Source organism: Pseudonocardia nematodicida (assembly GCF_040105385.1).
GTDB classification, from domain to species: Bacteria; Actinomycetota; Actinomycetes; order Mycobacteriales; family Pseudonocardiaceae; genus Pseudonocardia; species Pseudonocardia nematodicida.
On record NZ_JBEDNQ010000009.1, the window covers coordinates 1 to 19,472 of the forward strand.

Annotated in this window: 22 protein-coding genes and 1 tRNA gene; 11 read left to right on the forward strand and 12 right to left on the reverse strand. The window is 73.0% G+C overall.

The window, feature by feature from the left end:
- Positions 1-160: 160 nt before the first annotated feature.
- Positions 161-1,150, reverse strand: a complete 990-nt coding sequence (locus tag WIS52_RS20670) for a 2-hydroxyacid dehydrogenase (protein WP_349299963.1) — start codon at positions 1,148-1,150, stop codon at positions 161-163.
- A 143-nt stretch (positions 1,151-1,293) separates the two neighbouring features.
- Here WIS52_RS20670 and WIS52_RS20675 point away from each other — a divergent pair, with 143 nt between their 5' ends.
- Positions 1,294-2,103: an IclR family transcriptional regulator gene (locus tag WIS52_RS20675; protein WP_349299964.1), complete on the forward strand. Its 810-nt coding sequence runs from the start codon at positions 1,294-1,296 to the stop codon at positions 2,101-2,103.
- Between the two features lie 8 nt (positions 2,104-2,111).
- Here the strand turns inward: WIS52_RS20675 and WIS52_RS20680 are convergent, their stop codons facing one another.
- Positions 2,112-3,434, reverse strand: a complete 1,323-nt coding sequence (locus WIS52_RS20680; RefSeq protein WP_349299965.1) for an enolase C-terminal domain-like protein — start codon at positions 3,432-3,434, stop codon at positions 2,112-2,114.
- 113 nt (positions 3,435-3,547) lie between these two features.
- Between WIS52_RS20680 and WIS52_RS20685 the strand changes: the two genes are divergently transcribed.
- Positions 3,548-4,495, forward strand: coding sequence for a LysR substrate-binding domain-containing protein (locus WIS52_RS20685; RefSeq protein WP_349299966.1), 948 nt, complete (start codon positions 3,548-3,550; stop codon positions 4,493-4,495).
- Here the strand turns inward: WIS52_RS20685 and WIS52_RS20690 are convergent.
- Positions 4,449-5,351 (reverse strand): hypothetical protein, encoded by a 903-nt coding sequence (locus WIS52_RS20690; RefSeq protein ID WP_349299967.1) that lies wholly within the window; start codon positions 5,349-5,351, stop codon positions 4,449-4,451. The genes WIS52_RS20685 and WIS52_RS20690 overlap by 47 nt on opposite strands.
- A 52-nt stretch (positions 5,352-5,403) precedes the next feature.
- Here WIS52_RS20690 and WIS52_RS20695 point away from each other — a divergent pair, with 52 nt between their 5' ends.
- Positions 5,404-5,571: a KOW domain-containing RNA-binding protein gene (locus WIS52_RS20695; RefSeq protein WP_349299968.1), complete on the forward strand. Its 168-nt coding sequence runs from the start codon at positions 5,404-5,406 to the stop codon at positions 5,569-5,571.
- Positions 5,572-5,583: 12 nt separating this feature from the next.
- Here WIS52_RS20695 and WIS52_RS20700 read toward each other — a convergent pair whose 3' ends face one another.
- The 4 genes from WIS52_RS20700 to WIS52_RS20715 form a co-directional block, all read right to left on the reverse strand.
- Entirely contained in the window at positions 5,584-6,750 is a 1,167-nt protein-coding gene (locus WIS52_RS20700) for a mandelate racemase/muconate lactonizing enzyme family protein (RefSeq protein WP_349299969.1), read from the reverse strand.
- A 69-nt stretch (positions 6,751-6,819) separates the two neighbouring features.
- On the reverse strand, positions 6,820-7,698 hold the full coding sequence (locus WIS52_RS20705) for a LysR family transcriptional regulator (protein WP_349299970.1): 879 nt from the start codon (positions 7,696-7,698) through the stop codon (positions 6,820-6,822).
- 16 nt (positions 7,699-7,714) lie between these two features.
- Positions 7,715-8,665: an aminoglycoside phosphotransferase family protein gene (locus WIS52_RS20710; protein ID WP_349299971.1), complete on the reverse strand. Its 951-nt coding sequence runs from the start codon at positions 8,663-8,665 to the stop codon at positions 7,715-7,717.
- 270 nt (positions 8,666-8,935) lie between these two features.
- Positions 8,936-9,133 carry a hypothetical protein gene (locus WIS52_RS20715; protein ID WP_349299972.1) on the reverse strand — a complete coding sequence of 66 codons (198 nt, stop codon included), beginning with the start codon at positions 9,131-9,133 and terminating at the stop codon, positions 8,936-8,938.
- Between the two features lie 362 nt (positions 9,134-9,495).
- Between WIS52_RS20715 and WIS52_RS20720 the strand changes: the two genes are divergently transcribed.
- Positions 9,496-10,887: an FAD-binding oxidoreductase gene (locus WIS52_RS20720; RefSeq protein ID WP_349299973.1), complete on the forward strand. Its 1,392-nt coding sequence runs from the start codon at positions 9,496-9,498 to the stop codon at positions 10,885-10,887.
- 124 nt (positions 10,888-11,011) lie between these two features.
- Positions 11,012-11,656, forward strand: a complete 645-nt coding sequence (locus tag WIS52_RS20725; RefSeq protein WP_349299974.1) for a hypothetical protein — start codon at positions 11,012-11,014, stop codon at positions 11,654-11,656.
- Between the two features lie 5 nt (positions 11,657-11,661).
- Here the strand turns inward: WIS52_RS20725 and WIS52_RS20730 are convergent, their stop codons facing one another.
- The 4 genes from WIS52_RS20730 to WIS52_RS20745 form a co-directional block, all read right to left on the reverse strand.
- The gene (locus WIS52_RS20730; protein ID WP_349299975.1) at positions 11,662-12,339 is read right to left on the reverse strand and encodes a response regulator transcription factor; all 678 of its coding nucleotides are present in this window, start codon (positions 12,337-12,339) and stop codon (positions 11,662-11,664) included.
- A 34-nt stretch (positions 12,340-12,373) separates the two neighbouring features.
- Positions 12,374-13,531 carry a sensor histidine kinase gene (locus WIS52_RS20735; protein ID WP_349299976.1) on the reverse strand — a complete coding sequence of 386 codons (1,158 nt, stop codon included), beginning with the start codon at positions 13,529-13,531 and terminating at the stop codon, positions 12,374-12,376.
- 150 nt (positions 13,532-13,681) lie between these two features.
- Positions 13,682-14,134: a winged helix-turn-helix transcriptional regulator gene (locus WIS52_RS20740; RefSeq protein ID WP_349300267.1), complete on the reverse strand. Its 453-nt coding sequence runs from the start codon at positions 14,132-14,134 to the stop codon at positions 13,682-13,684.
- 281 nt (positions 14,135-14,415) lie between these two features.
- Complete coding sequence (locus tag WIS52_RS20745) at positions 14,416-14,877, reverse strand: ArsI/CadI family heavy metal resistance metalloenzyme (RefSeq protein ID WP_349299977.1); 462 nt, start codon at positions 14,875-14,877, stop codon at positions 14,416-14,418.
- Positions 14,878-14,948: 71 nt separating this feature from the next.
- On the opposite strand from WIS52_RS20745, the gene WIS52_RS20750 reads away from it, so the two are divergent.
- The 4 genes from WIS52_RS20750 to WIS52_RS20765 all read left to right on the forward strand — a co-directional run bounded on the left by WIS52_RS20750 (position 14,949) and on the right by WIS52_RS20765 (position 17,846).
- A complete protein-coding gene (locus WIS52_RS20750; protein WP_349299978.1) occupies positions 14,949-15,338 on the forward strand; it encodes an ArsR/SmtB family transcription factor in 390 nt (129 codons plus the stop codon).
- Entirely contained in the window at positions 15,335-16,405 is a 1,071-nt protein-coding gene (arsB, locus tag WIS52_RS20755; RefSeq protein ID WP_349299979.1) for an ACR3 family arsenite efflux transporter, read from the forward strand. Before WIS52_RS20750 ends, arsB begins: the two co-directional genes overlap by 4 nt.
- A gap of 168 nt (positions 16,406-16,573) precedes the next feature.
- Positions 16,574-16,738, forward strand: a complete 165-nt coding sequence (locus tag WIS52_RS31770) for a hypothetical protein (protein WP_379611320.1) — start codon at positions 16,574-16,576, stop codon at positions 16,736-16,738.
- 28 nt (positions 16,739-16,766) lie between these two features.
- Positions 16,767-17,846, forward strand: coding sequence for a serine hydrolase domain-containing protein (locus tag WIS52_RS20765; RefSeq protein WP_349299980.1), 1,080 nt, complete (start codon positions 16,767-16,769; stop codon positions 17,844-17,846).
- Between the two features lie 34 nt (positions 17,847-17,880).
- Here WIS52_RS20765 and WIS52_RS20770 read toward each other — a convergent pair.
- Positions 17,881-17,954 (reverse strand) — tRNA-Pro (locus WIS52_RS20770).
- Between the two features lie 182 nt (positions 17,955-18,136).
- Between WIS52_RS20770 and WIS52_RS20775 the strand changes: the two genes are divergently transcribed.
- Together WIS52_RS20775 and WIS52_RS20780 are read left to right on the forward strand one after the other, a co-directional pair.
- Positions 18,137-18,835 carry a CHRD domain-containing protein gene (locus tag WIS52_RS20775; RefSeq protein ID WP_349299981.1) on the forward strand — a complete coding sequence of 233 codons (699 nt, stop codon included), beginning with the start codon at positions 18,137-18,139 and terminating at the stop codon, positions 18,833-18,835.
- A complete protein-coding gene (locus WIS52_RS20780) occupies positions 18,822-19,436 on the forward strand; it encodes a class F sortase (protein ID WP_349299982.1) in 615 nt (204 codons plus the stop codon). Before WIS52_RS20775 ends, WIS52_RS20780 begins: the two co-directional genes overlap by 14 nt.
- The last annotated feature ends 36 nt before the right edge of the window (positions 19,437-19,472 follow it).

Below are 19,472 nucleotides of genomic sequence, written 5' to 3' on the forward strand. Positions count from 1 at the left end.
AAACCGACCGCGAGATCCGCCGCTGCCTCAAGCGCTACATCGCCCGCCAGCTCCACCGCCAGCTCGAAACCCCACCCACCCGGCCCAACACCCCGCTGACCATTGACAGCCCATAGGAGCGTCGCTTGAGTCCGGCATGCCCGGACTGAAGCGTCATGAGTCAGGCCCCGGAGGGGCCGCGGACGACGTTCCGGAGGGGGCGGTCCTCGGCGAGGGCGTCGACGGCATCGGCGATGTCACCGGCCCGGCCGCGGAAGACCTCCTCGGTGTGCCCGGACTGGTGCGGGGTCAGCACCACGTTGGCGAACCCGCTGAAGTCCAGGTGCGACGGCGGCGGCGCGTCCGGGTCGCGCGGGTTGCGCCACCAGACGTCGATGCCGGCCCCGCCGATCGTGCCCGCGGACAGTGCGTCGTGCAGGGCCTGCTCGTCGACGACCGCGCCCCGGGCCACGTTGACCAGGATCGCGTCCGGGCGCATCGCGGCCAGTGCCGCGGCGTCGACCAGGCCCCGGGTGTGCTCGTTCAGCGGGATGGTCACGACGACCACGTCGGAGGCCGCCAGCAGCTCGTGCAGCTCCGACACCGGGCCGACCTGCTCGACGGCCGCGGGACGCGGCGCGGTCGGGTCCCGGCGCACCGCGCGGACCCGCATCCCCATCGCCGCGGCGAGCTCGGCGACGGCCGAGCCGATCTCGCCGAGCCCGATCACGCCGAGCGTGCGGCCGGCCAGCACCCCGCCGAACGGGTACGTGTCGTCGACGATCACGTTGCGCCACTCGCCCCGGCGCACCGCGGCGTCGCCGGCCGGGATCCGGCGCAGCAGCATCATCGCGACGGTGACGACGTGCTCGGCGATCGAGCGGCCGTGGTGGAAGGTGTTGGCGAGCGCGGCGGCCGGCGGCAGCGCGTCGAGCGCGATCTTGTCGATCCCCGCGCCGGTCACGTGCACCAGCCGCAGGTTGGGCGCGGCCCGCAGCAGGGCGGGAGCGGCGGACGAGCACACCAGGACGTCCGCGGTGCCGGCGTGTCCGAGCGCGGCCTCGCCACGCGCGAAGATCCACTCGTGAGGTCCGGTGCCGGACCGGGTGAGGGTGTCCCGGAACCTGTCCATGATCGGTTCGGTGACCAGGACGCGCAGGCTCTCGCCCATCGATACTCCCTCCATCGGGTTCCACTAGTGTGCATGATGTCTGCATATGAGGACAAGCCGACGGCGCGTCGGTATCCCGGCCACGTCCGTGGACGGCGGGTCGGGGCCTGGCTAGTCTGAGATGTCGGTTAAGGGGGAGTCGGATGACAACGGAACCGGCCGCCGAGGCGGTGAACGGCGTCCGCGAGGTCAAGTCGGCCGCGCGCACGGTCGAGGTGCTGGAGTTCCTGGCCGCGCGGCAGAACCGGCCGGTGCGGCTGCGCGAGCTCAGCGAGGCCCTCGGTGTGCCGCGCAGCAGCCTGCACGCGCTGCTGCGCACGCTGGCGAAGTACGGCTGGGTCCGGGCCGACACCACCGGCACCCTCTACGGCATCGGGATCCGCGCTCTGCTCGCCGGGACCAGCTACCTGGACTCCGACCCCTACCTCCCCCTGGTCGGGCCCTACCTCGACGAGCTGCGCGAGCAGCTGGACGAGACCTTCCACTTCGGACGGCTCGACGGCACCGACGTCGTCTACCTGGCCACCAAGGAGTCCGGCCAGTACCTGCGGCCCTACAGTCGGGTCGGCCGGCGGCTGCCCGCCTACAGCACGTCGCTGGGCAAGGTCCTGCTCGCCGCGCGCGACGGGGCGGAGCGCGACCGGCACATCCCGGCGGCGCTGACCGCGCTGACCCCGCACACGCTCGTCGACCGCGCCGCGCTGGACGCCGACCTCGCCGCGACCCGGGAGCGGGGCTACGGGGTCGACAACGAGGAGAACAGCCTCGGCCTGCGCTGCTTCTCCGTCGCGCTGCAGTACGCGGACCTGCCCACCGACGCGATCAGCGCCTCCATCCCGATCGCCCGGCTCGACGAGAGGCGCGAGCGCGCGGTCGTCGACTCGCTGCGCCAGGTCGCGGACCGGGTCGCCCGCGTCGTCGGGCCGCTGCACAGCGCCGGGGGCTGGGTCTAGCAGCCGCCTCAGCGGACCAGAGCCGGCTGCTTCGGGTCGAACGACCAGCCGGGCAGCAGGAACCGCATCGCGGTCGCGTCGTCGCGGGCGCCGAGCCCGTGCTCGCGGTAGAGCTCGTGCGCGGCCTCGACCCGGTCCCAGTCCAGCTCCACGCCCAGGCCGGCCTTCGCCGGGAGGTCGATCCCGCCGCCGACGATCGGGAACGGGTCGGTGGTGAGCCGCTGGCCGTCCTGCCAGATCCAGTGCGTGTCGATCGCGGTGATCTCGCCGGGCGCGGCCGCGGCGACGTGGGTGAACATCGCCAGCGACACGTCGAAGTGGTTGTTGGAGTGCGAGCCCCAGGTCAGGCCCCAGGCGTCGCAGAGCTGGGCGACCCGGACCGAGCCGGCCATCGTCCAGAAGTGCGGGTCGGCGAGCGGGATGTCGACGGCGTCGGCGCGGATCGCGTGGCCGAGCTGGCGCCAGTCGGTGGCGACCATGTTGGTCGCGGTCGGCAGCCCGGTGGCGCGGCGGAACTCGGCGAGCACCTCGCGGCCGGAGTAGCCGTTCTCGGCGCCGCACGGGTCCTCGGCGTAGGCCAGCACGTCGGTGAGCGACCGTCCGATGCGGACGGCCTCGGCGAGCGTCCAGCCGCCGTTCGGGTCGAGGGTGATGCGGGCGTCCGGGTAGCGCTCCTTGAGGGCGCGGACCGCGGCGGCCTCGTCGTCGGGCGGCAGGACCCCGCCCTTGAGCTTGAAGTCGGCGAAGCCGTAGCGGGCCTGCGCGGCCTCGGCGAGCCGGACGACGGCCTCGGGGGTCAGCGCCTCGTCGTCGCGCACCCGGAACCAGTCGTCGCCGGGCTCGCCGGCGCGGTAGGGGAGGTCGGTGCGGGTGCGGTCGCCGACGAAGAACAGGTAGCCCAGGACCGGCACCCGGTCGCGCTGCCGGCCGTCGCCGAGCAGATCGGCGACCGGCACGTCCAGGTGCTGGCCGAGCAGGTCGAGCAGCGCCGACTCCAGGGCGGTGACGGCGTGCACGGTCACCCGCAGGTCGAAGGTCTGGGCGCCGCGGCCGCCGGAGTCCCGGTCGGCGAACCGGCGGCGGACCTCGTTCAGCACCGCGTGGAACGCACCGACGGGACGGCCGACGACCAGGTCCCGCGCGTCGTCGAGGGTCGCCCGGATGGCCTCGCCGCCGGGGACCTCGCCGACGCCGGTGCGGCCGTCGGAGTCGGTGAGCACGACCAGGTTGCGGGTGAAGAACGGGGCGTGCGCACCCGAGAGGTTGAGCAGCATGCTGTCCCGTCCGGCGACGGGGACGACGCGCAGCTCGCGGACGACCGGGGAACCCATCACGACACCTCTCCGCCCGGCCTCGTCACCGGGCTGCACGCGGCCACGGTAGGCAGCTCCATATATGCACGTCCAACACTTGTTGTGGATGCACCGATGCATAGACTGGATCGATGTTCACGCTGGCCCAGCTCGAGGGGTTCGTGGCCGTCGCGGAGGAGCTGCACTACGGCCGCGCGGCCGAACGGCTCTCGCTGACCCAGCCTCCGCTGTCGCGGCGGATCCAGCTGCTCGAGCAGTCGCTCGGCGTCGCGCTGTTCGACCGGGTGGGCCGGGGCGTGGTCCTGACCGCGGCCGGCCGGCGGTTCCTCACCGACGCGCGGCGGCTGCTCGAGCTCGCCGAGTCCGCGGTGCACGCGGCCCGCCGTGCGGGCAGCGGGGAGGAGGGCACGCTGGTGCTCGGGTTTACCGCGGCGACCGCGTACTCCTCGCTCGACGACGTGCTCGCCGGCTTCCGGGAGGCCGCGCCGCTGGTCGACGTCGTGCTGCGCGAGCAGGTCAGCGGCACCCAGTTCGACGGCCTGCTCTCCGGCGAGCTCGATCTCGGCCTCACCCGCCCGCCGGTACCGCCGGAGCTGGCCTCGCTGCCGCTGTCCCGCGAACCGCTGCGGGTCGCGGTGCCGGAGTCGCACCTGCTCGCCCGGGAGACCGGCCCGGTGGCGATGCCGGCGCTCGACGACGAGCCGATGCTCATGTACTCGCCGATCGAGGCCCGGTACTTCCACGAGATCACCGTTGCCGCGATCCGCCGCGCCCGGATCACCCCGCGCTACGTCCAGTACGTCGGGCAGGTGCACACCGCGCTGGCGCTGGCCGCGGCCGGCGCCGGGATCGCGCTGGTGCCCGCCGCCGCGGAACGGCTCGGCCTGCGCGGGGTCGTCCTGCGCCCGCTCGACGACGACGGCGGGTTCCCGGTCGAGCTCGTCGCGGCCTGGCGGCCGGGCAACGACAACCCGGTCCTGCCGGCGGTGCTCGAGGCGCTGCGCGCCTGGGCCGGCGAGGCGGCTCCGCCGCTCACGAGCGCGAGGCGCCGAGCCGCCCGTGGGCCCGCAGCGTCGTGAGGGCGCCGACGGTGGCGTAGCCCCGCCACTCCAGGGCCGCGGCGGGGGAGAAGCTGCCGAAGTCGACGGCCCACCCGCCGTCGTCGCGCTGCCCGGCGGCCAGCTCGTCCAGCTCGGCCTCGATCACCCCGGCATCCAGCAGGGCACTCGCCGGGCTGCCGGGGAACGGCGCGAAGTCCAGGGCGCGCATCGTCTCGCCCTCGGCGCCGCCGGCGACCGGGACGCGGCCGTCGCCGGGCACGAACCGGCCGAGCCGCTCCAGCAGCGCCGGCGCCTGCGGGTAGCGGTCGTGCGCGGCGTCGAGGAACCGGACCGCGAACGACAGCGCGATCGCGTGCGGCGCCTCCTCGAGGGCGGCGACGGCGTCCAGGCAGTAGCGGGCGGCCCGGTCCAGCCAGGGATGTCCGGCGACGACCGGGTCGTGCGCGGCCACCCGCAGCGCGGCGCCGGCGGTGAAGGCGGTGCTCTGCAGGGTGGAGACGGCCGGGTCCGCGCCGGCCCAGAACGGTGCGCAGGCGGCCCGGTCGGCCACCGGCAGGGCGAACGGCAGCCCGCCGTCGGGCAGGCTCACCGCCTCCAGCCAGTCGCAGAGCTCGACCGCCCGCGGGGTGGTCGCCGGCCCGATCTTGGCGAACACCTCGAAGGCGTGCAGCGCGCCGGCGGGCTGGCTCTCCGGGGCGCGCAGGTCCGGCTCGATCCCCCAGCCGTAGCCGCCGTCGTCGTTGCGGTGGCCGTCGACGGCGGCGAGCACGGCGTCCGGCCCGGTCCGGTCCAGCAACAGCTCGGCGCGGCGACGGTCGAGCAGCCGGCCGTGGCCGGCGAGGAAGGACAGGGCGGCGGCGACGTCCGGGCTCACGGGTGGTGAGGATGGCAGACGGGGTTGCCCGAATCGTCCTAACATCGTCGGTATGGACGAGTTCGCGATCGGTGACACCGTGCAGATCACCGGGAGCCTGATGACCGGACAGGTGGGCACCGTCGTCTACCTGGACGAACCGAACGGGAAGTACCTGGTCCGCGTCGGCGGGTTGAGCCAGAACTACTTCACTGCCGACGAGATCGAGAAGTTCGGCTGACCCGGACCGGGGTCAGTCGTGCAGCGCGCGTAGCACCTCGTGGAACGCCGCCTTCTGCTCGAACCCGATCCCGGGGGTCTCGGTCAGCCCGACGCGGCTGTTCTCGACCACCGCGCCGTCGGCGAACCCGCCGGTGGGCTGGAACTCGCCGGGGTAGGACTCGTTGCCGCCGAGCTTGAGCGCGGCCGCGATGTGCAGGGAGAACTGGTGCCCGCCGTGCGGGATGCAGCGGCGCGAGGACCAGCCGTGCTGCGCGAGCATGTCCTGGACGCGCAGGTACTCGGTCAGGCCGTAGCCCAGGGCCGGGTCGAACTGCAGGTAGTCGCGGTCGGGACGCATGCCGCCGTAGCGGATCAGGTTGCGCGCGTCCTGCAGGGAGAACAGGTTCTCGCCGGTGGCGATCGGGCCGCGGTAGTGCTCGGACAGCGTCGCGTTGAGCCGGTAGTCGAGCGGGTCGCCGACCTCCTCGTACCAGAACAGGCCGTAGGGCTCGATGGCCTCGCCGTAGGCCAGCGCGGTGGCCAGGTCGAACTTCCCGTTGACGTCGACGGCCAGCCGGGACCCGTCGCCGTCCAGCACGTCGATGACGGCCTCGATCCGCCGCAGGTCCTCGGCGAGGTCCGCGCCGCCGATCTTCATCTTGACCACGCGGTAGCCCTGGTCGAGGAACCCGCGCATCTCGTCCTGCAGGTCGGAGGTGGTCTTGCCGGGTGCGTAGTAGCCGCCGGCGGCGTAGACGAACACGTCCTCGTCGGGCTCGCCGTCGCCGTAGCGGTCGGAGAGCCAGCGGTACAGCGGCTGCCCGGCGATCTTGGCGGCCAGGTCGAACAGCGCCATGTCGACGACGCCGACGGCGACCGAGCGCTCGCCGTGCCCGCCGGGCTTCTCGTTGGTCATCACCACGTCCCAGGCCCGGGCCGGGTCGAGCTGCCCGTCCTCGGCGAGCAGCGAGTCCGGGGACGCGTCGAGCAGGCGCGGGACGATCCGGCGGCGCAGGATCTCCCCGGCGCTGTAGCGGCCGTTGGAGCTGAAGCCGTAGCCGACGACCGGCTCGCCGTCCCGGACCACGTCGCTGACCACGGCCGCGATCGAGCAGTCCATGGCGCTGAAGTCGATCCAGGCGTTGCGGATCGAGGAGCTGATCGGGACCACGCCCTCGTGCACCGACACAATCTTCATGGCGACCATTGGGCCGCATCCGCGCCCGCACGTCCAAGACCGGAAGACGATCCCGTCGATAGGTGGGGCCTATCGGTCGGTCGCGATCCGCGCGAACTCCTCCGCGGCCGGGCTCGTGCGCCGCGGGTGCAGGACGAGCGCGGTGTGCAGGTTCTCGTCGATCTCCAGCGGGCGCGCGGTGAGCCCGGCGGACTCGGCGAGCCCGCGCCAGGAGTCGGCGACGACGGCGACCCCGAGCCCGGCCAGTACCAGCGGCAGCAGGGCCTCGCGCTGCTCGATCTGCACCGCGACCCGGCAGTCGGTCACCGACAGGATCGTCTCGGCGACCCGGCGCATGCCGGTACCCCGCTGACCGACGATCAGGTCCAGGTCGCGCAGGTCCTCCGGGCGCAGCGCCCGGTCGTCGGCGGGCAGGACGCCGGGATCGCCGGTCACGACGACGAACCCTTGCACGAACAGCGGTTCGGTCCGCAGCCCGGACTCCCGCAGCGGCCCGTTCGACGTCGCGAGCAGCCCGACCTCGGCTTCGCCCTCCCGGACCGCGGCGCACACCTCGTCCGGACCGGTCGCCGTCGCGACCCCGATCTCGACCCCGGGATGCGTTCCGCGGAACGCGGCGACGAGCGACGGCAGCGGGCTCACCGCCTGCGACGGCATCGAGGACAGCAGCAGCCGGCCGCCGCGCAGGCCGTCGACGGCCTCGACCGTGGCCCGCGCGGCGTCGCGGGCCCGGACGAGGTCGCGGGCCGGTTCGACGAGCGCGCGCCCGGCCGCGGTCAGCACCAGCCGGCGACCGGTGCGCCGGAACAGCTCGCTGCCCAGGTCCTGCTCCAGGCGGCGGAGCGCCTGCGAGACCGACGGTTGCGCGACGAACAGCCGGTCCGCGGCGGCGTGCACCGTCCCGGTCTCGACGACGGCGAGGAAGTACTGCACCTGACGGATGTCCACACCGACCTCCTGCGGATCAGCCGGGCACGCCGCCCGCGAACGGCATCGTCCGCCACGCGTCCACCGCGGGCCCGACGAAGTCCACGACGGCCGGCAGCTCGGGAGCCATCGACAGGACGGCGATCGCCCGGAGCATCCCGACCGCGTTGGTGAACCCCAGCACGGCGGGGTCGAGCGGGCGGCTGCCGAGGCGCCGGGCGCCGCGGTCGTAGGCGGTCTCGCACCCGGCACCGAGCCCGGCGACGTCCCACTCGACCGGGCCGAGGGTGATGAGCTCGAAGTCGGCGAAACGGTCCCCGCCCACGCCGGAGTAGATGTTGGCGGGCGGCGAGTCGCCGTGCACGGGCCGCAGGTCGATCCCGGGGAACCTCGCCTCGAACGCGGTGCGCGACCGGACGAGGGGCTCCAGCACGCGCCACTCCCGCCGGGCCCGGTCCAGATCGGCCGGGTCCAGCAGATCCGGACGCCCACCGAGCACGTCCAGGCCCGCGGTGACGAACCCCGGCTGGGCGGCGGACAGGAACGTCAGCGGGCCCGGGTAGTCGCGCAGCGCGGCGTGCAGGTCCGCGGTGCGCTCCGACCGCGCCTCGTAGTCCGGCTCGGCACCGTGGTCCTGGTCGACGAACTGCCAGAAGGTCATCGAGAACCCGTCGCGGCGCACCGGCTCGCACGGCACCAGCGGGCTGGGCGGGAGCACCGGGACACCGCGGGCGTCGAGCCAGCGGGTCACGTCGAGCTCGGAGCGCTGGCGCTCGGCCAGCGCGTCGAGGGTCTCGTCGGGCGGGAGGAACGTCGGGATCCGGGCGACGACCGGGGCGGGGGCGAGATGCACGACGACCGAGAACACGTCGTGCAGCACCGTGGCGTCGGTGACGGTGAGGCCGAGGTCGCGACCGGCTCCGACGGCGGCGTCCAGCGCCGCGGCGGCACGACGGGTGGGCTCTGTCCGCGAGATCGAGTCCGACATGTCCGGAGCGTTCCACGGCCCGGGCGCCCGGCCGACGCCACCCTCGATCACCGTCCCGGGTCACGACCGGTGCCACGGATGGCACCGGCCGTGACCCGGATGGTGATCATGGAGGGTTGCCGGCCGGGCGGCGGCGCGGCCGGGTCGGAGATCATCAGCCCGGTGCTGACCGGTGCCGCGGATGGCACCGATCCGCACCCGGACGGCGATCACCCCGGCCGGTCAGCGCGCCACGCGGCCGGTCGGCGCGCCAGGAGGCGTCTCGGCGCGCTACCCGGCCACTGCGACGGCGGCCCGCCGGCGCGGGAGCTGCGGCCGGCGCTGCCCCGGAACCTTCGCCCGGTCCGGGACGCCGCGGTCCTTGCCCTCGGGCCAGGTGTGCGGTTCACCGGCGTAGCCGTCCAGGGCCAGCTTGCCCAGCCCGAGCGCGGTCAGGGCGGCGAGGGCGATGCCCGACAGGTAGATCATGTGCGTGTCTCGCTTCCGGTCGTCGTGGGGAGCTCGACGCGGCCGGCGAATGGGGGAGCGCGGCGCGTCGAAGGGGGAGCCGACGAGCACACGGCGACGGAGACGTCCTGGGGAGACCCACCGTCGTCGTGCCGCCCACGACTCTGACAAGCGTCTACATCGGCCGCCAGGGATCCCTGCCATCCCGGAAGCTTTCCGCCCGATTCTGAGACGAATGAACACCCAGGCACGACGGTCGGCAGTCCCGGGGTTCCGTGACACCGTTGCGCGGCGTAACTTCGCGCGGGCCCGAACGCTCCCCGGACACCGCGTGACAAGGACGTCGCATGACAAGGACGCCGACAGATGGAGCCGGAGCGACGATGACCTCACGAGTCGACACCGACCGCACGACCGAACCCCTGCTCGCCGACCTGCGCGCCGCGATCCCCGCGGAGCGCGTGCTGCGCAGCGGCCCCGCCTACGACGCGAGCGTGCGGCAGTTCAACGACGCGATCCGCACCCGGCCCGCCGTCGTCGTGCGGTGTGCGGCGACCGCCGACGTGCAGGCCGCGGTCCGGGCGGCCCGCCGGAGCGACGTGCCGCTGTCGGTGCGCGGCGGCGGGCACGACTTCTGGGGGCGTGGCCTGCGCGAGGGCGGCGTGGTCGTCGACCTGACCGGCATGCGCGAGGTCCGGGTCGACGGCGCCGCGCGGGTCGCCGAGATCGGCGGCGGGGCGCTCTCGTCGGACCTGGTCGGCGCGGCCGAGGAGCTCGACCTGACCGCCGTGACCGGCACGGCCGGCTCCGTCGGCGTCCTCGGCCTCGCCCTGGGTGGTGGTTACGGGCCGTTGATCGGGCGTCACGGGACGGCGGCGGACAACCTGCTCGGCGCCGACGTCGTCCTCGCCGACGGCTCACGGACCGTCACCGACGCCGAGCACGAACCGGACCTGCTCTGGGCGCTGCGCGGGGGAGGCGGGAACCTCGGGGTGGTCACCTCGGCACGCCTCCGGCTGCATCCCGGCGCGACGGTCGTCGCCGGGACGGTCCTCTACCCGCTCGCGCAGGCCGGAGACGTGCTCCGCGCGCTCGACGACGCCCTGCACCCGGCGCCCGACGAGCTGTCCGTCGACGTCGGGTTCGTCACCGCGCCGGACGGCAGCCCGGCCGTCCTCGTGTCGCCGACCTGGTCGGGGGACCCGGCCGTCGGGCTCGCCGACGACGGGCCGGTGCACGCGCTCGCCCGGCTCAGCACACCGCTGATGGCCGAGATCGGTCCCGTCCCGCGCTCGGTGACGCTCGACGCCGTCGACGCCCTGTACCCGTTCGGCCGGCGCGGGGCCATCCGTACGCGCACCGTCGCCGGGTGGACGGACCCGCTCGTCGACGTCCTCGAGGAGTCGGCGCGGTCGGTCACCTCGCCGTACTCGGCGATCCTGCTGCACCCGTTCCACGGCGCCGCCACCCGCGTGCCGGTCGGCGACACGGCGTTCGCGGCCCGCGCGCCGCACCTCATGATCGAAGTGGTCGCGCTGTGGGAGTCCGACGACCTCGACGACGACCGGCACCTGGCCTGGGCCGATCGGGCGCACGCGGCGCTCGCCCCGCTCTCGGTGCCGGGCGGCTATGTCAACGTGCTCGGGCCCGAGCACGTCGACCAGGTCGACGCCGCCTACGGCCCCAACACCGAGCGCCTGCTCGCGGTGAAGGCCGCCTACGACCCGGACTCGGTCTTCACCGCCACTCCGCTGCCCGGGCGAGCCGTCCGCTGAGCGGGGAGGACCCCGGGATCCTCCCCGCTCCTACTTCGGTCGGCGAGGTCGATCCTGTCGACCGATCCGGAGGGCCGGGTGTCGTCCCTAGCGTCGGGACCGAACTCGACGACGGGAGAGCACCGTGTTCGCCACCTACAAGCGCAACCGCCGGCTCGCGAAGGTCAAGGCCGGCGACGGCAGCCCGATCCAGCGCTACCGGTTCTGGCAGCTGTTCGCGCGGTCGGTGTTCGCCATCCGGTTGCCGGACGGAGCCGGCGGCGAGCACCTCTACGAGGTCGACGTCCGGCACGGCGCGGACAGCACGTCGAAGCGTCCCCCGGCCGCGCTGTACCGGGACGGCGTCCAGGTCGCCCGCGCCACGCTGCCGGTGACCTTCCCCGTGCCCGGCGGCCTCATCGAGGTCGCGACGAACCAGTACGGCCTCAAGCGCATGCACTACCTGCGCGACGACCGCACCGAGCACCTCCTGACCCCGCTCGCCCACTCGACGGAGGGGCTGCGGGCCAGGTTCGGCGAGCGGTTCCCGTTCGCCAGTGCCGTGCTCGGCGTGGTGGCGGTGGTCCTGCTGGTGGGGGTGCTGGCCGTACAGGCCATGAGCGGGCTGGACGCCCTGACGAACATCGAGGCCGTCGCCGCGCACACCGGCGACTTCACCACCCCGCTGCCGCTGACGTGGCAGGTCAACTTCGCTCTGATCGGTGTCGGGCTCGTCGCCGGGTTCGAGCGCGCCGCGACGATGCGGCACAACCGTCTCCTGGGCGGGTGAGGTGGTCAGCCGTCCGCGTCGAGGCCCGCGTCGTGCACGAGCAGCGCCACCTGGACCCGGTTGTTGAGGTCGAGCTTGGTGAGGATCGACGAGACGTGCGTCTTCACCGTGGCGATGCTGAGGTGGTGGCGGGACGCGATCTCGCTGTTGGACAGGCCGGCGCCGAGATCGAGCGCGACGGTGCGCTCCCGGTCGGCGAGCTCGTCCAGCCGGCGTCGCGCCGCGTCCCGTGCGGTGTCCTGTTCGGACCCGACGGCGACGCGGTCGATGAGCCTGCGGGTCACCTCGGGGGAGAGGACCGGACGTCCGGCGGCGGCGTGCCGGACGGCGAGGACCAGCTCGTCGGGCGGGGTGTCCTTGAGCAGGAACCCGGCGGCCCCGGCGCGCAGCGCGCGCAGGACGTGCTCGTCGGCGTCGAAGGTCGTCAGCACGACGACCTGGGGCGCGTCCGGGCGGCGGCGCAGCCTCTCGGTCGCGGTGAGCCCGTCGGTCCCGGGCATCCGGATGTCCATGAGCACGACGTCGGGGGAGTGCTGCGCGGCGAGCTCGATCGCCTCGGCACCGTCCCCGGCCTCGGCGACGACGTGCAGGTCCGGAGCGCCGCGCAGCATCATGGTGAGTCCGAACCGGACGACCGGGTCGTCGTCGACGACCAGCACGGAGACGCTCGGCTCGGTATTCATGCCGCCTCCGCGGGAGGAAGTGCGTCGGCCCTACTCATGCCGGCCACGGTAGCCGCATCCCGACCTTCCACCCGCCGGCAGCGGTCGGACCGTGATCGAGACGGCCGCCGACGAGCGTCGCCCGCTCGGCGAGGCCCCGCAGACCCTCACCGGAACCCGGCGGCAGCGTGGCCGGGTCCACCGGCCCGGACGGCGGCGCGTTCTCGACCTCGGCCAGCAGGATCTCGCCCGGGTCCCCGGTGATCCGCACCGAGACCGGCGCGCCCGGTGCGTGCTTGCGGGCGTTGGTGAGTCCCTCCTGGACGAACCGGTAGAGGGTCCGGCCGGCGGTCTCGGGGACGGCGTGCCGGCCGGTCAGGACGCCGTGCTCGTCGTCGATCTCGACCGGTGTCCCCGCCTGGCCCGCCTCGTCGATCAGTTCGGCGACGTCGACGACGCCGGGTAGCGGGAGCTCGCCGACCGGGGCCCGGAGCACCCCGATCACCTCGCGCAGGTCCTGCAGGGCCCGGTGGGCGTTGTCCCGGATCACCTCCGCGGCCTGCGAGGTCTCCTCCGCCGTCGCGTTCCGGTGGTAGGTGAGCGCGCCCGCGTGCACGCTGAGCAGCGACAACCGGTGCCCCAGGACGTCGTGCATCTCGCGGGCCAGGGTCTCGCGGGCCTCGTGCTGGGAGCGTTCGGCGCGCAGCCGGGCCTCGCGCTCGGCCATCGTGGCCCGCTCCCGCAACGATGCGACGAGCTCGCGACGGCTGCGGATGGCCAGTCCCCACGCGACCACCGCGACGTGCAGGGTGAGCAGGAAGCCGACCAGGAACAGCAGGTTCTCGTCGGGCACCGGGCGCAGCGTGTAGAAGACCAGGTAGGCCAGCAGGTTGGCCGTGGTCAGCACGGCCGTGGCGCGGATCGAGCAGTGGATGGCCACGGTGAACAGCGCGAGCGTCGAGGCCACGTGGACCGACTCGAAGCCGAAGGCGAGCACGGCCAGGCCCGATGCGATCAGCACCGGGAACCGGCGTCGCCACCACAGCGAGAGGGCGCCGGCCACACCGAGGACGGCGTCCAGGGGCACCAGCCAGGACGGCAGCGTGCCCCAATCGGCCGCGCTGATCCGGAGACCGCTCAGCCCGATCCCCGCCGCGATCGCGATCATGAGGACGTCGGTCGCCCGGGGATGCCACGTCCACGACCCGTTCATGGGCGGAGCCTAGAGCGGACCCGGTGTTCGGTTCCTCATCCTTGTGGCGGTGCCCGCTCCGACTTCGGTCGCGTGATGTCGAACCGCTCGACCGATCCGGACCGGACGACGGCCGCTCGGGCCGCCGGGCCGGCAGCGACCGGCGTCGGGTCAGTCTGCGCCGGCTCGGCTCCGCGTCCCGGCGTACCGCGCACGCATCTGTGTCCCGGCCGCCGGGCCCGCGGTGAAGACGAAGCGCGGATCCGACACGGTCAGGCCCGTCCCGGGGTCGATCACGGCAGGCGTCACCTCCCGGCCGGTCTCGGCGTCGACCAGCACCATGGCCCGCTCCTCGGGCGCGAGCTGCGCATTGCGCCACGCCGCCATCGCGACCAGGACCGGCCGCAGCGACCGCCCGAAGTCGGTGAGCACATACTCGTACCGCACCGGACGCTCCTGGTACGCGCGCTTGGTCAGGATGCTGTTGTCGACCAATGTCCTGAGCCGCGTGGTGAGCATGCTCGAGGACAGCCCGATGTTGACCTCGAACTGGTCGAAGCGGGTGTAGGGCGACTGCTGATGTAGCAGCCGATGTGACTGCTGAAATCGAAGTAACACCGTCATCGACACGACGGAGTGGGTCGGGAGATCGTCGACCGAGTTCAGCTACACGAGCACCCGCATCGGGCAGCAGGTCTCCGACGACACCCACTCGACCGTCCAGGTGAGACTGGACGGGAACTTCCCCGGCGGCACCGTCGTCCTCCGATTCCGGTTCGAGCACGACGGCGGTCGCATCCACCGCCTGACGATCGGGATATGACCGCCTCGGGCGTACGGATCGGCAGGGTTCTCGACGACGATCTCGGGTCCGGGTGACCCCCGGTATCGCCGTCGGGCCCGGATCAGCTGGCCGCGCAGCAGGCTGCCGGGCGCCCGTCCTCGTCGGCCGCGGTGGGGACGGCCATGGCGGCGACGGCGCCGTCCCGGCCGTACCCGGGTGAGTCGTCCGTGACGGCGTAGACCTCCCAGGGCTCGTTGCCGGGGCCGTGGACCCACACCTTGTCCTGACGGGCGTAGCAGCAGGTGGTGTCGTTCTCGACCTGGGTGAACAGCCCCAGTGCGGAGAGTCGTTCGGTGGCCTCCTGGACCTGTCCGGTCTCCTCGACCTCGACGCCCAGGTGGTCGAGCACGGTCGGCCGGTCCGGCTCGCCCTGGATGAGCACGAGCTTCAGCGGGGGCTCGGCGACGGCGAAGTTGGCGTAGCCGGGTCGATGCTTGGCGGGTTCGACGCCGAACAGCGACCGGTAGAACTCGATCGATCCTTCGAGGTCGGACACCCGCAGCGCGAGCTGTACCCGTGACATCGATCCTCCTTGTTTCGACGACTGTCGAGACAGAGGTTGCTCCGTGATTCGATGCTTGTCAAGATAGGCGCATGTCGAAGCAGGATTCCGGGGAGCAGCTCCTCGCCGGCACCGTCGAGTGCTGCTCACCCCTCGTCGCCGAGCCGCTGTCCGGCGAGCAGTCGGCCGACCTGGCGCGGGTGTTCAAGGCGCTGGGGGACCCGGTCCGGCTGCGGCTGCTGTCACTGATCGCCTCGCACGCCGGCGGCGAAGCGTGTGTCTGCGACCTGACCGACGTCTTCGACCTGTCCGGACCGACCATCTCGCACCACCTCAAGGTCCTGCGCCAGGCAGGTCTGATCGTGGGGGAGCGGCGCGGGACCTGGATCTACTACCGGGTCCTGCCCGACGTGCTCGGCCGCCTCGCCGACGTGCTCTCGCCGACCGGCACGCACCGCGGCGTCGGACACCTCGCCCCGTGAGTGCGGACCGCTCCACGGCGACCGGCGACGATCGGGTCGTCGGCAGGCTGTCGACGCTCGACCGGTTCCTGGCCGTGTGGATCGTCGCGGCCATGGCCGCCGGGCTGCTGCTCGGCCGCCTGGTCCCCGGGCTCGCTCCGATGCTCGACGCGCTGGCCATCGACGGCGTCTCGCTGCCGATCGCACTGGGGCTGCTGGTCATGATGTACCCGGTCCTGGCCAAGGTCCGCTACGACCGCCTCGGCACCGTCACCGGCGACCGCAGGCTGCTGATCACCTCACTGGCGCTGAACTGGGTACTCGGTCCGGCGCTGATGTTCGCGCTGGCCTGGCTGATGCTGCCCGACCTGCCCGAGTATCGGACCGGGCTGATCATCGTCGGGCTCGCCCGCTGCATCGCCATGGTCGTCATCTGGAACGACCTGGCCTGTGGGGACCGCGAGGCCGCCGCCGTGCTCGTCGCGCTGAACTCGGTGTTCCAGGTCGTCATGTTCGGCGTGCTCGGCTGGTTCTACCTGTCGGTGCTGCCCGGCCGGCTCGGTCTCCCGGTGGCCGACCTCGACGTGTCCACCTGGGACATCGTGAGGTCGGTCCTGGTCTTCCTCGGTATCCCGCTCGTGGCCGGCTACCTGACCCGCCGGATCGGGGAGCGGCGCAGGGGGCGTGCCTGGTACGAGGAACGGTTCCTGCCGCGGATCGGGCCGTTCGCGCTCCACGGGCTGCTGTTCACCATCGTCCTGCTGTTCGCGCTGCAGGGTGAGGCGATCACCTCCCGGCCGCTGGACGTCGCCCGGATCGCGCTGCCGCTGCTGGTGTACTTCGCGCTGATGTGGGCCGGATCGTTCGCGATCGGCCGGGCGGTGGGGATGGGGTACGAGCGCACCACCACGCTCGCGTTCACCGCCGCGGGGAACAACTTCGAGCTCGCCATCGCCGTCGCGATCGGCGCGTTCGGTGTCACCTCCGGCCAGGCGCTCGCCGGGGTCGTGGGGCCGCTGATCGAGGTGCCCGTCCTCGTCGCGCTGGTCTACGTCTCGCTGTGGCTACGCCATCGCCTCTTCCACTGATCAGGAGTTCCTCCGTGACGCACGTCCCCCGGGGTGCTGTCCGGCGGAGACGATCGATCCCGCGGTCCGCGAGGTGATGGCCGATGTCGGCATCGACCTGGCCGGTGCCGTCCCGGCGACGCTCGGTGTCGACGACGTCGGGGCCGCCGACGTCGTGATCACGATGGGGTGCGGCGAAGCCTGCCCGGGCGGCGCCACCCGGACTGGCCGCTCGACGACCCGGCCGGGCGCGGGGTGGACGACGTCCGGCCGATCCACGACGAGATCGACCGCAGGGTGCGGGGTTCGCTGGACGAGCTGTCGGGCGACACATCCGGTGCGGAGGATCGCTGACCCCACCGGTCAGGGCTAGATTCGGCGTGTGGCCCGCCGAGTCGTGTGGATCCCCGCGGTCACGGCCGTCGCGCTGCTGGTGTTCCTCCTGGCCATGGGCGGCTGGGACGCCCGGTACGTGACCCGGGTGCTGTGGCACCGCGGCTCGGACGTCTCGGACGTCGAGTGGAAGGCGCACGTCGCCGTCGCGCCTGCCGCTCCGCGGCCGTGGCCGACCGGGGACTGCCCGGTCACGGACCCCCCGACCGGGAACGCCCAGAGTCTGGTGATCGTCCACGGTGGACGGATGGTCTGCCAGTGGTACGGCCCGGACAGCGGCCCCGAGCGCCCGGCGCCGGCGTTCTCGGTGTCGAAGACCGTGCTCGCACTACTGATCTCCCGCGCCGTCGAGGACGGCGAGCTGTCCGGGCTCGACCTCTCCCTCGGAGAGGCCGTTCCCGAACTGACGCAGCGGGACCCACGGTTCGCCGACATCACCCTCGCGGACCTGGTGGACATGCGGTCCGGCATCACCTTCAGCGAGTCCGTGCCGTTCCCGTGGGTGAACCAGGACCAGGCCGCCGTCTACTACGCGACGGACCTGCGTCGCACCGTGGTGGAGCGTCCGCAGGTGACGAGCACGCCGGGCCCGTTCACCTACAACGACTACGCACCGAACCTCACCGGGCTCGCCTACGAGCGCACGACCGGTGCGCTCGTGACCGATGCACCGCTGGAAGGGCTGTGGCGGGATCTCGGAGCCCAGGACCCGGTGCTCTGGTGCGTCGACGACCAGGGCTTCCCGTACCACGAGAGCGGGCTGGTGGTGACCGCCCGCGACCTGGCCCGGATCGGACAGCTCGTACTCGACGACGGCGACGACCCCTTCGTCGCCCGCAGCCTCACGCCGTCCGGCGCCGCGACCACCCTGGGGCCGATCGATGTCGGCTATCGCAACGGGTGGTGGGTCCTTCCCGGCGGTGACCTCGCGGCCATGGGGGCGCACGGCCAGATCATGGTCGTCTCGCCGACCACGGACACCGTCGTGGTGCGGATGGGGGCCGACGAGGGCCCCAACATCGAGCTCGCCACCCGCCTGCAGGCTCTCGCCCACCGCTTTCCGACCTGACCCGAACCGGTCCGCTTCTGCAGTTCCTCTGCGGTCGGGGTGGCGGGATTTGAACCCACGGCCCCTCGCTCCCAAAGCGAGTGCGCTACCAAGCTGCGCCACACCCCGTCTGCCGGCGAGTCTAGCCTGCTCCGCCCGTTGGTCCACGCGGGCGGTGGATCAGCGTCCACGGCGCAACACAAGGTCTCCCGGAAGTTCTTCGGCACCCGATCGGGTGATGCGTGAACGCGGCCACACGGGTCCCCGTAGGTACCGGCATCAAGGACGAAGCACCAGGAAGGGACTCCCAGATGCGCCGCAACCTCCCCCGTCTCGCCGCCGTCACCGCGGCGAGCGCGCTCGCCCTCACGGCCACCGCAGGCATCGCGATGGCCCAGGAGACGGAGGTGCCGGAGCCGGACACCTTCACCAGCATGTTCACCGTGATGGCCACGCCCGACGAGGTCATCGACAACGACGGCAACCCGGCGCCCGGCGAGCCCGGCGCCACCGGCGAGTTCAACTTCCGGATCAACAGCGACGAAGAGATCATCTGCTACGACATCACCCTGAACGGTGTGACCGGCGAGTACGAGAGCCCGGCCAAGACCGCGACGCACATCCACGAGGCCGCCGCCGGTGAGCCCGGCCCGCCGCGGCTGGCGTTCCCGAACCCGGAGGGTGAGGGCGACACCCGCACCTCGTCGGGTTGCATGCAGGGCCCGTTCACCACGGGCCTCGAGGGTGACAACGGCGAGGACACCGCCACCGGCTTCACGCTGGCGCAGATCGAGGCCAACCCGGCCGGCTTCACCGGTGACACCCACACCGCCGAGTACGCCCCGGGCACCGTGCGCGGTCAGCTGATGGAGGTCCCGATGGGTGGCGTCGAGACCGGCGCCGGTGGCGCTTCCGACAACTCCGCTGCCTACGCCCTCGGTGCCGCCGGTATGGCCGCCGCCGCGGGTGCCGGCGTCATGCTGGTCCGCCGGAGCCGTGCGCAGGGCTGAACAGCTGCGTGACCGACGCCCGGGAGCCCTGCTGCTCCCGGGCGTCGTCGCGTTGCTGCTCCTTTTCGTCACGGCATGCGGGGCGCCGGCTGCGACCGACGCCCCCGACGCGCCCGAGCCGCCCGCTGCTCCGTCCACACAGGAGCCGGTCGTCGCCGCCCCGGGCGAGGTCGTCCCGACGTCGCTGCGCATCCCGGCGATCGGTGTGGACGAGCCCGAGCTGCTCCGCCTCGGTGTCGCCGAGGACCGCACCGCCGAGGTGCCGGAGGACTTCTCCCGCGTCGGCTGGTTCGACCGCGACGGCAACCCGGGGGCGACCGTCCTCATGGGACACGTCGACTCCCGTGACGGTCCCGCCGTGTTCTTCGACCTGCGCGATCTCGCTCCCGGCGACGTCATCGAGGTCGGACGGAGCGACGGCACGGTGGGCCGCTACGAGGTCGAGCGCACCCAGCAGATGCCCAAGGACGAGTTCCCGACGTTCGAGGTGTTCGGGGCGACGTCCGACGACATCGTGCGGCTGGTGACCTGCGCCGGCGACTTCGACCGCGGCGAGCGCAGCTACATCGACAACCTCGTCGTGCACGCCCGCGCGCTCTGACCACCGTTTCGGGACGCGCCGTGCGCTCCGGTTCCG

Excerpts from the sequence above, each read along its gene's own strand:
- WIS52_RS20685 (WP_349299966.1), top strand. The coding sequence starts at position 3,548 with ATGTTCACGCTGGCCCAGCTCGAGGGGTTCGTGGCCGTCGCGGAGGAG.
- WIS52_RS20695 (WP_349299968.1), top strand. The coding sequence starts at position 5,404 with ATGGACGAGTTCGCGATCGGTGACACCGTGCAGATCACCGGGAGCCTG.
- WIS52_RS20710 (WP_349299971.1), bottom strand. The coding sequence starts at position 8,665 with ATGTCGGACTCGATCTCGCGGACAGAGCCCACCCGTCGTGCCGCCGCG.
- WIS52_RS20735 (WP_349299976.1), bottom strand. The coding sequence starts at position 13,531 with ATGAACGGGTCGTGGACGTGGCATCCCCGGGCGACCGACGTCCTCATG.
- WIS52_RS20730 (WP_349299975.1), bottom strand. The coding sequence starts at position 12,339 with ATGAATACCGAGCCGAGCGTCTCCGTGCTGGTCGTCGACGACGACCCG.
- WIS52_RS20720 (WP_349299973.1), top strand. The coding sequence starts at position 9,496 with ATGACCTCACGAGTCGACACCGACCGCACGACCGAACCCCTGCTCGCC.
- WIS52_RS20680 (WP_349299965.1), bottom strand. The coding sequence starts at position 3,434 with ATGGGTTCCCCGGTCGTCCGCGAGCTGCGCGTCGTCCCCGTCGCCGGA.
- WIS52_RS20740 (WP_349300267.1), bottom strand. The coding sequence starts at position 14,134 with ATGACGGTGTTACTTCGATTTCAGCAGTCACATCGGCTGCTACATCAG.
- WIS52_RS20670 (WP_349299963.1), bottom strand. The coding sequence starts at position 1,150 with ATGGGCGAGAGCCTGCGCGTCCTGGTCACCGAACCGATCATGGACAGG.
- WIS52_RS20700 (WP_349299969.1), bottom strand. The coding sequence starts at position 6,750 with ATGAAGATTGTGTCGGTGCACGAGGGCGTGGTCCCGATCAGCTCCTCG.
- WIS52_RS20745 (WP_349299977.1), bottom strand. The coding sequence starts at position 14,877 with ATGTCACGGGTACAGCTCGCGCTGCGGGTGTCCGACCTCGAAGGATCG.
- WIS52_RS20675 (WP_349299964.1), top strand. The coding sequence starts at position 1,294 with ATGACAACGGAACCGGCCGCCGAGGCGGTGAACGGCGTCCGCGAGGTC.
- WIS52_RS20775 (WP_349299981.1), top strand. The coding sequence starts at position 18,137 with ATGCGCCGCAACCTCCCCCGTCTCGCCGCCGTCACCGCGGCGAGCGCG.
- WIS52_RS20750 (WP_349299978.1), top strand. The coding sequence starts at position 14,949 with ATGTCGAAGCAGGATTCCGGGGAGCAGCTCCTCGCCGGCACCGTCGAG.
- WIS52_RS20715 (WP_349299972.1), bottom strand. The coding sequence starts at position 9,133 with ATGATCTACCTGTCGGGCATCGCCCTCGCCGCCCTGACCGCGCTCGGG.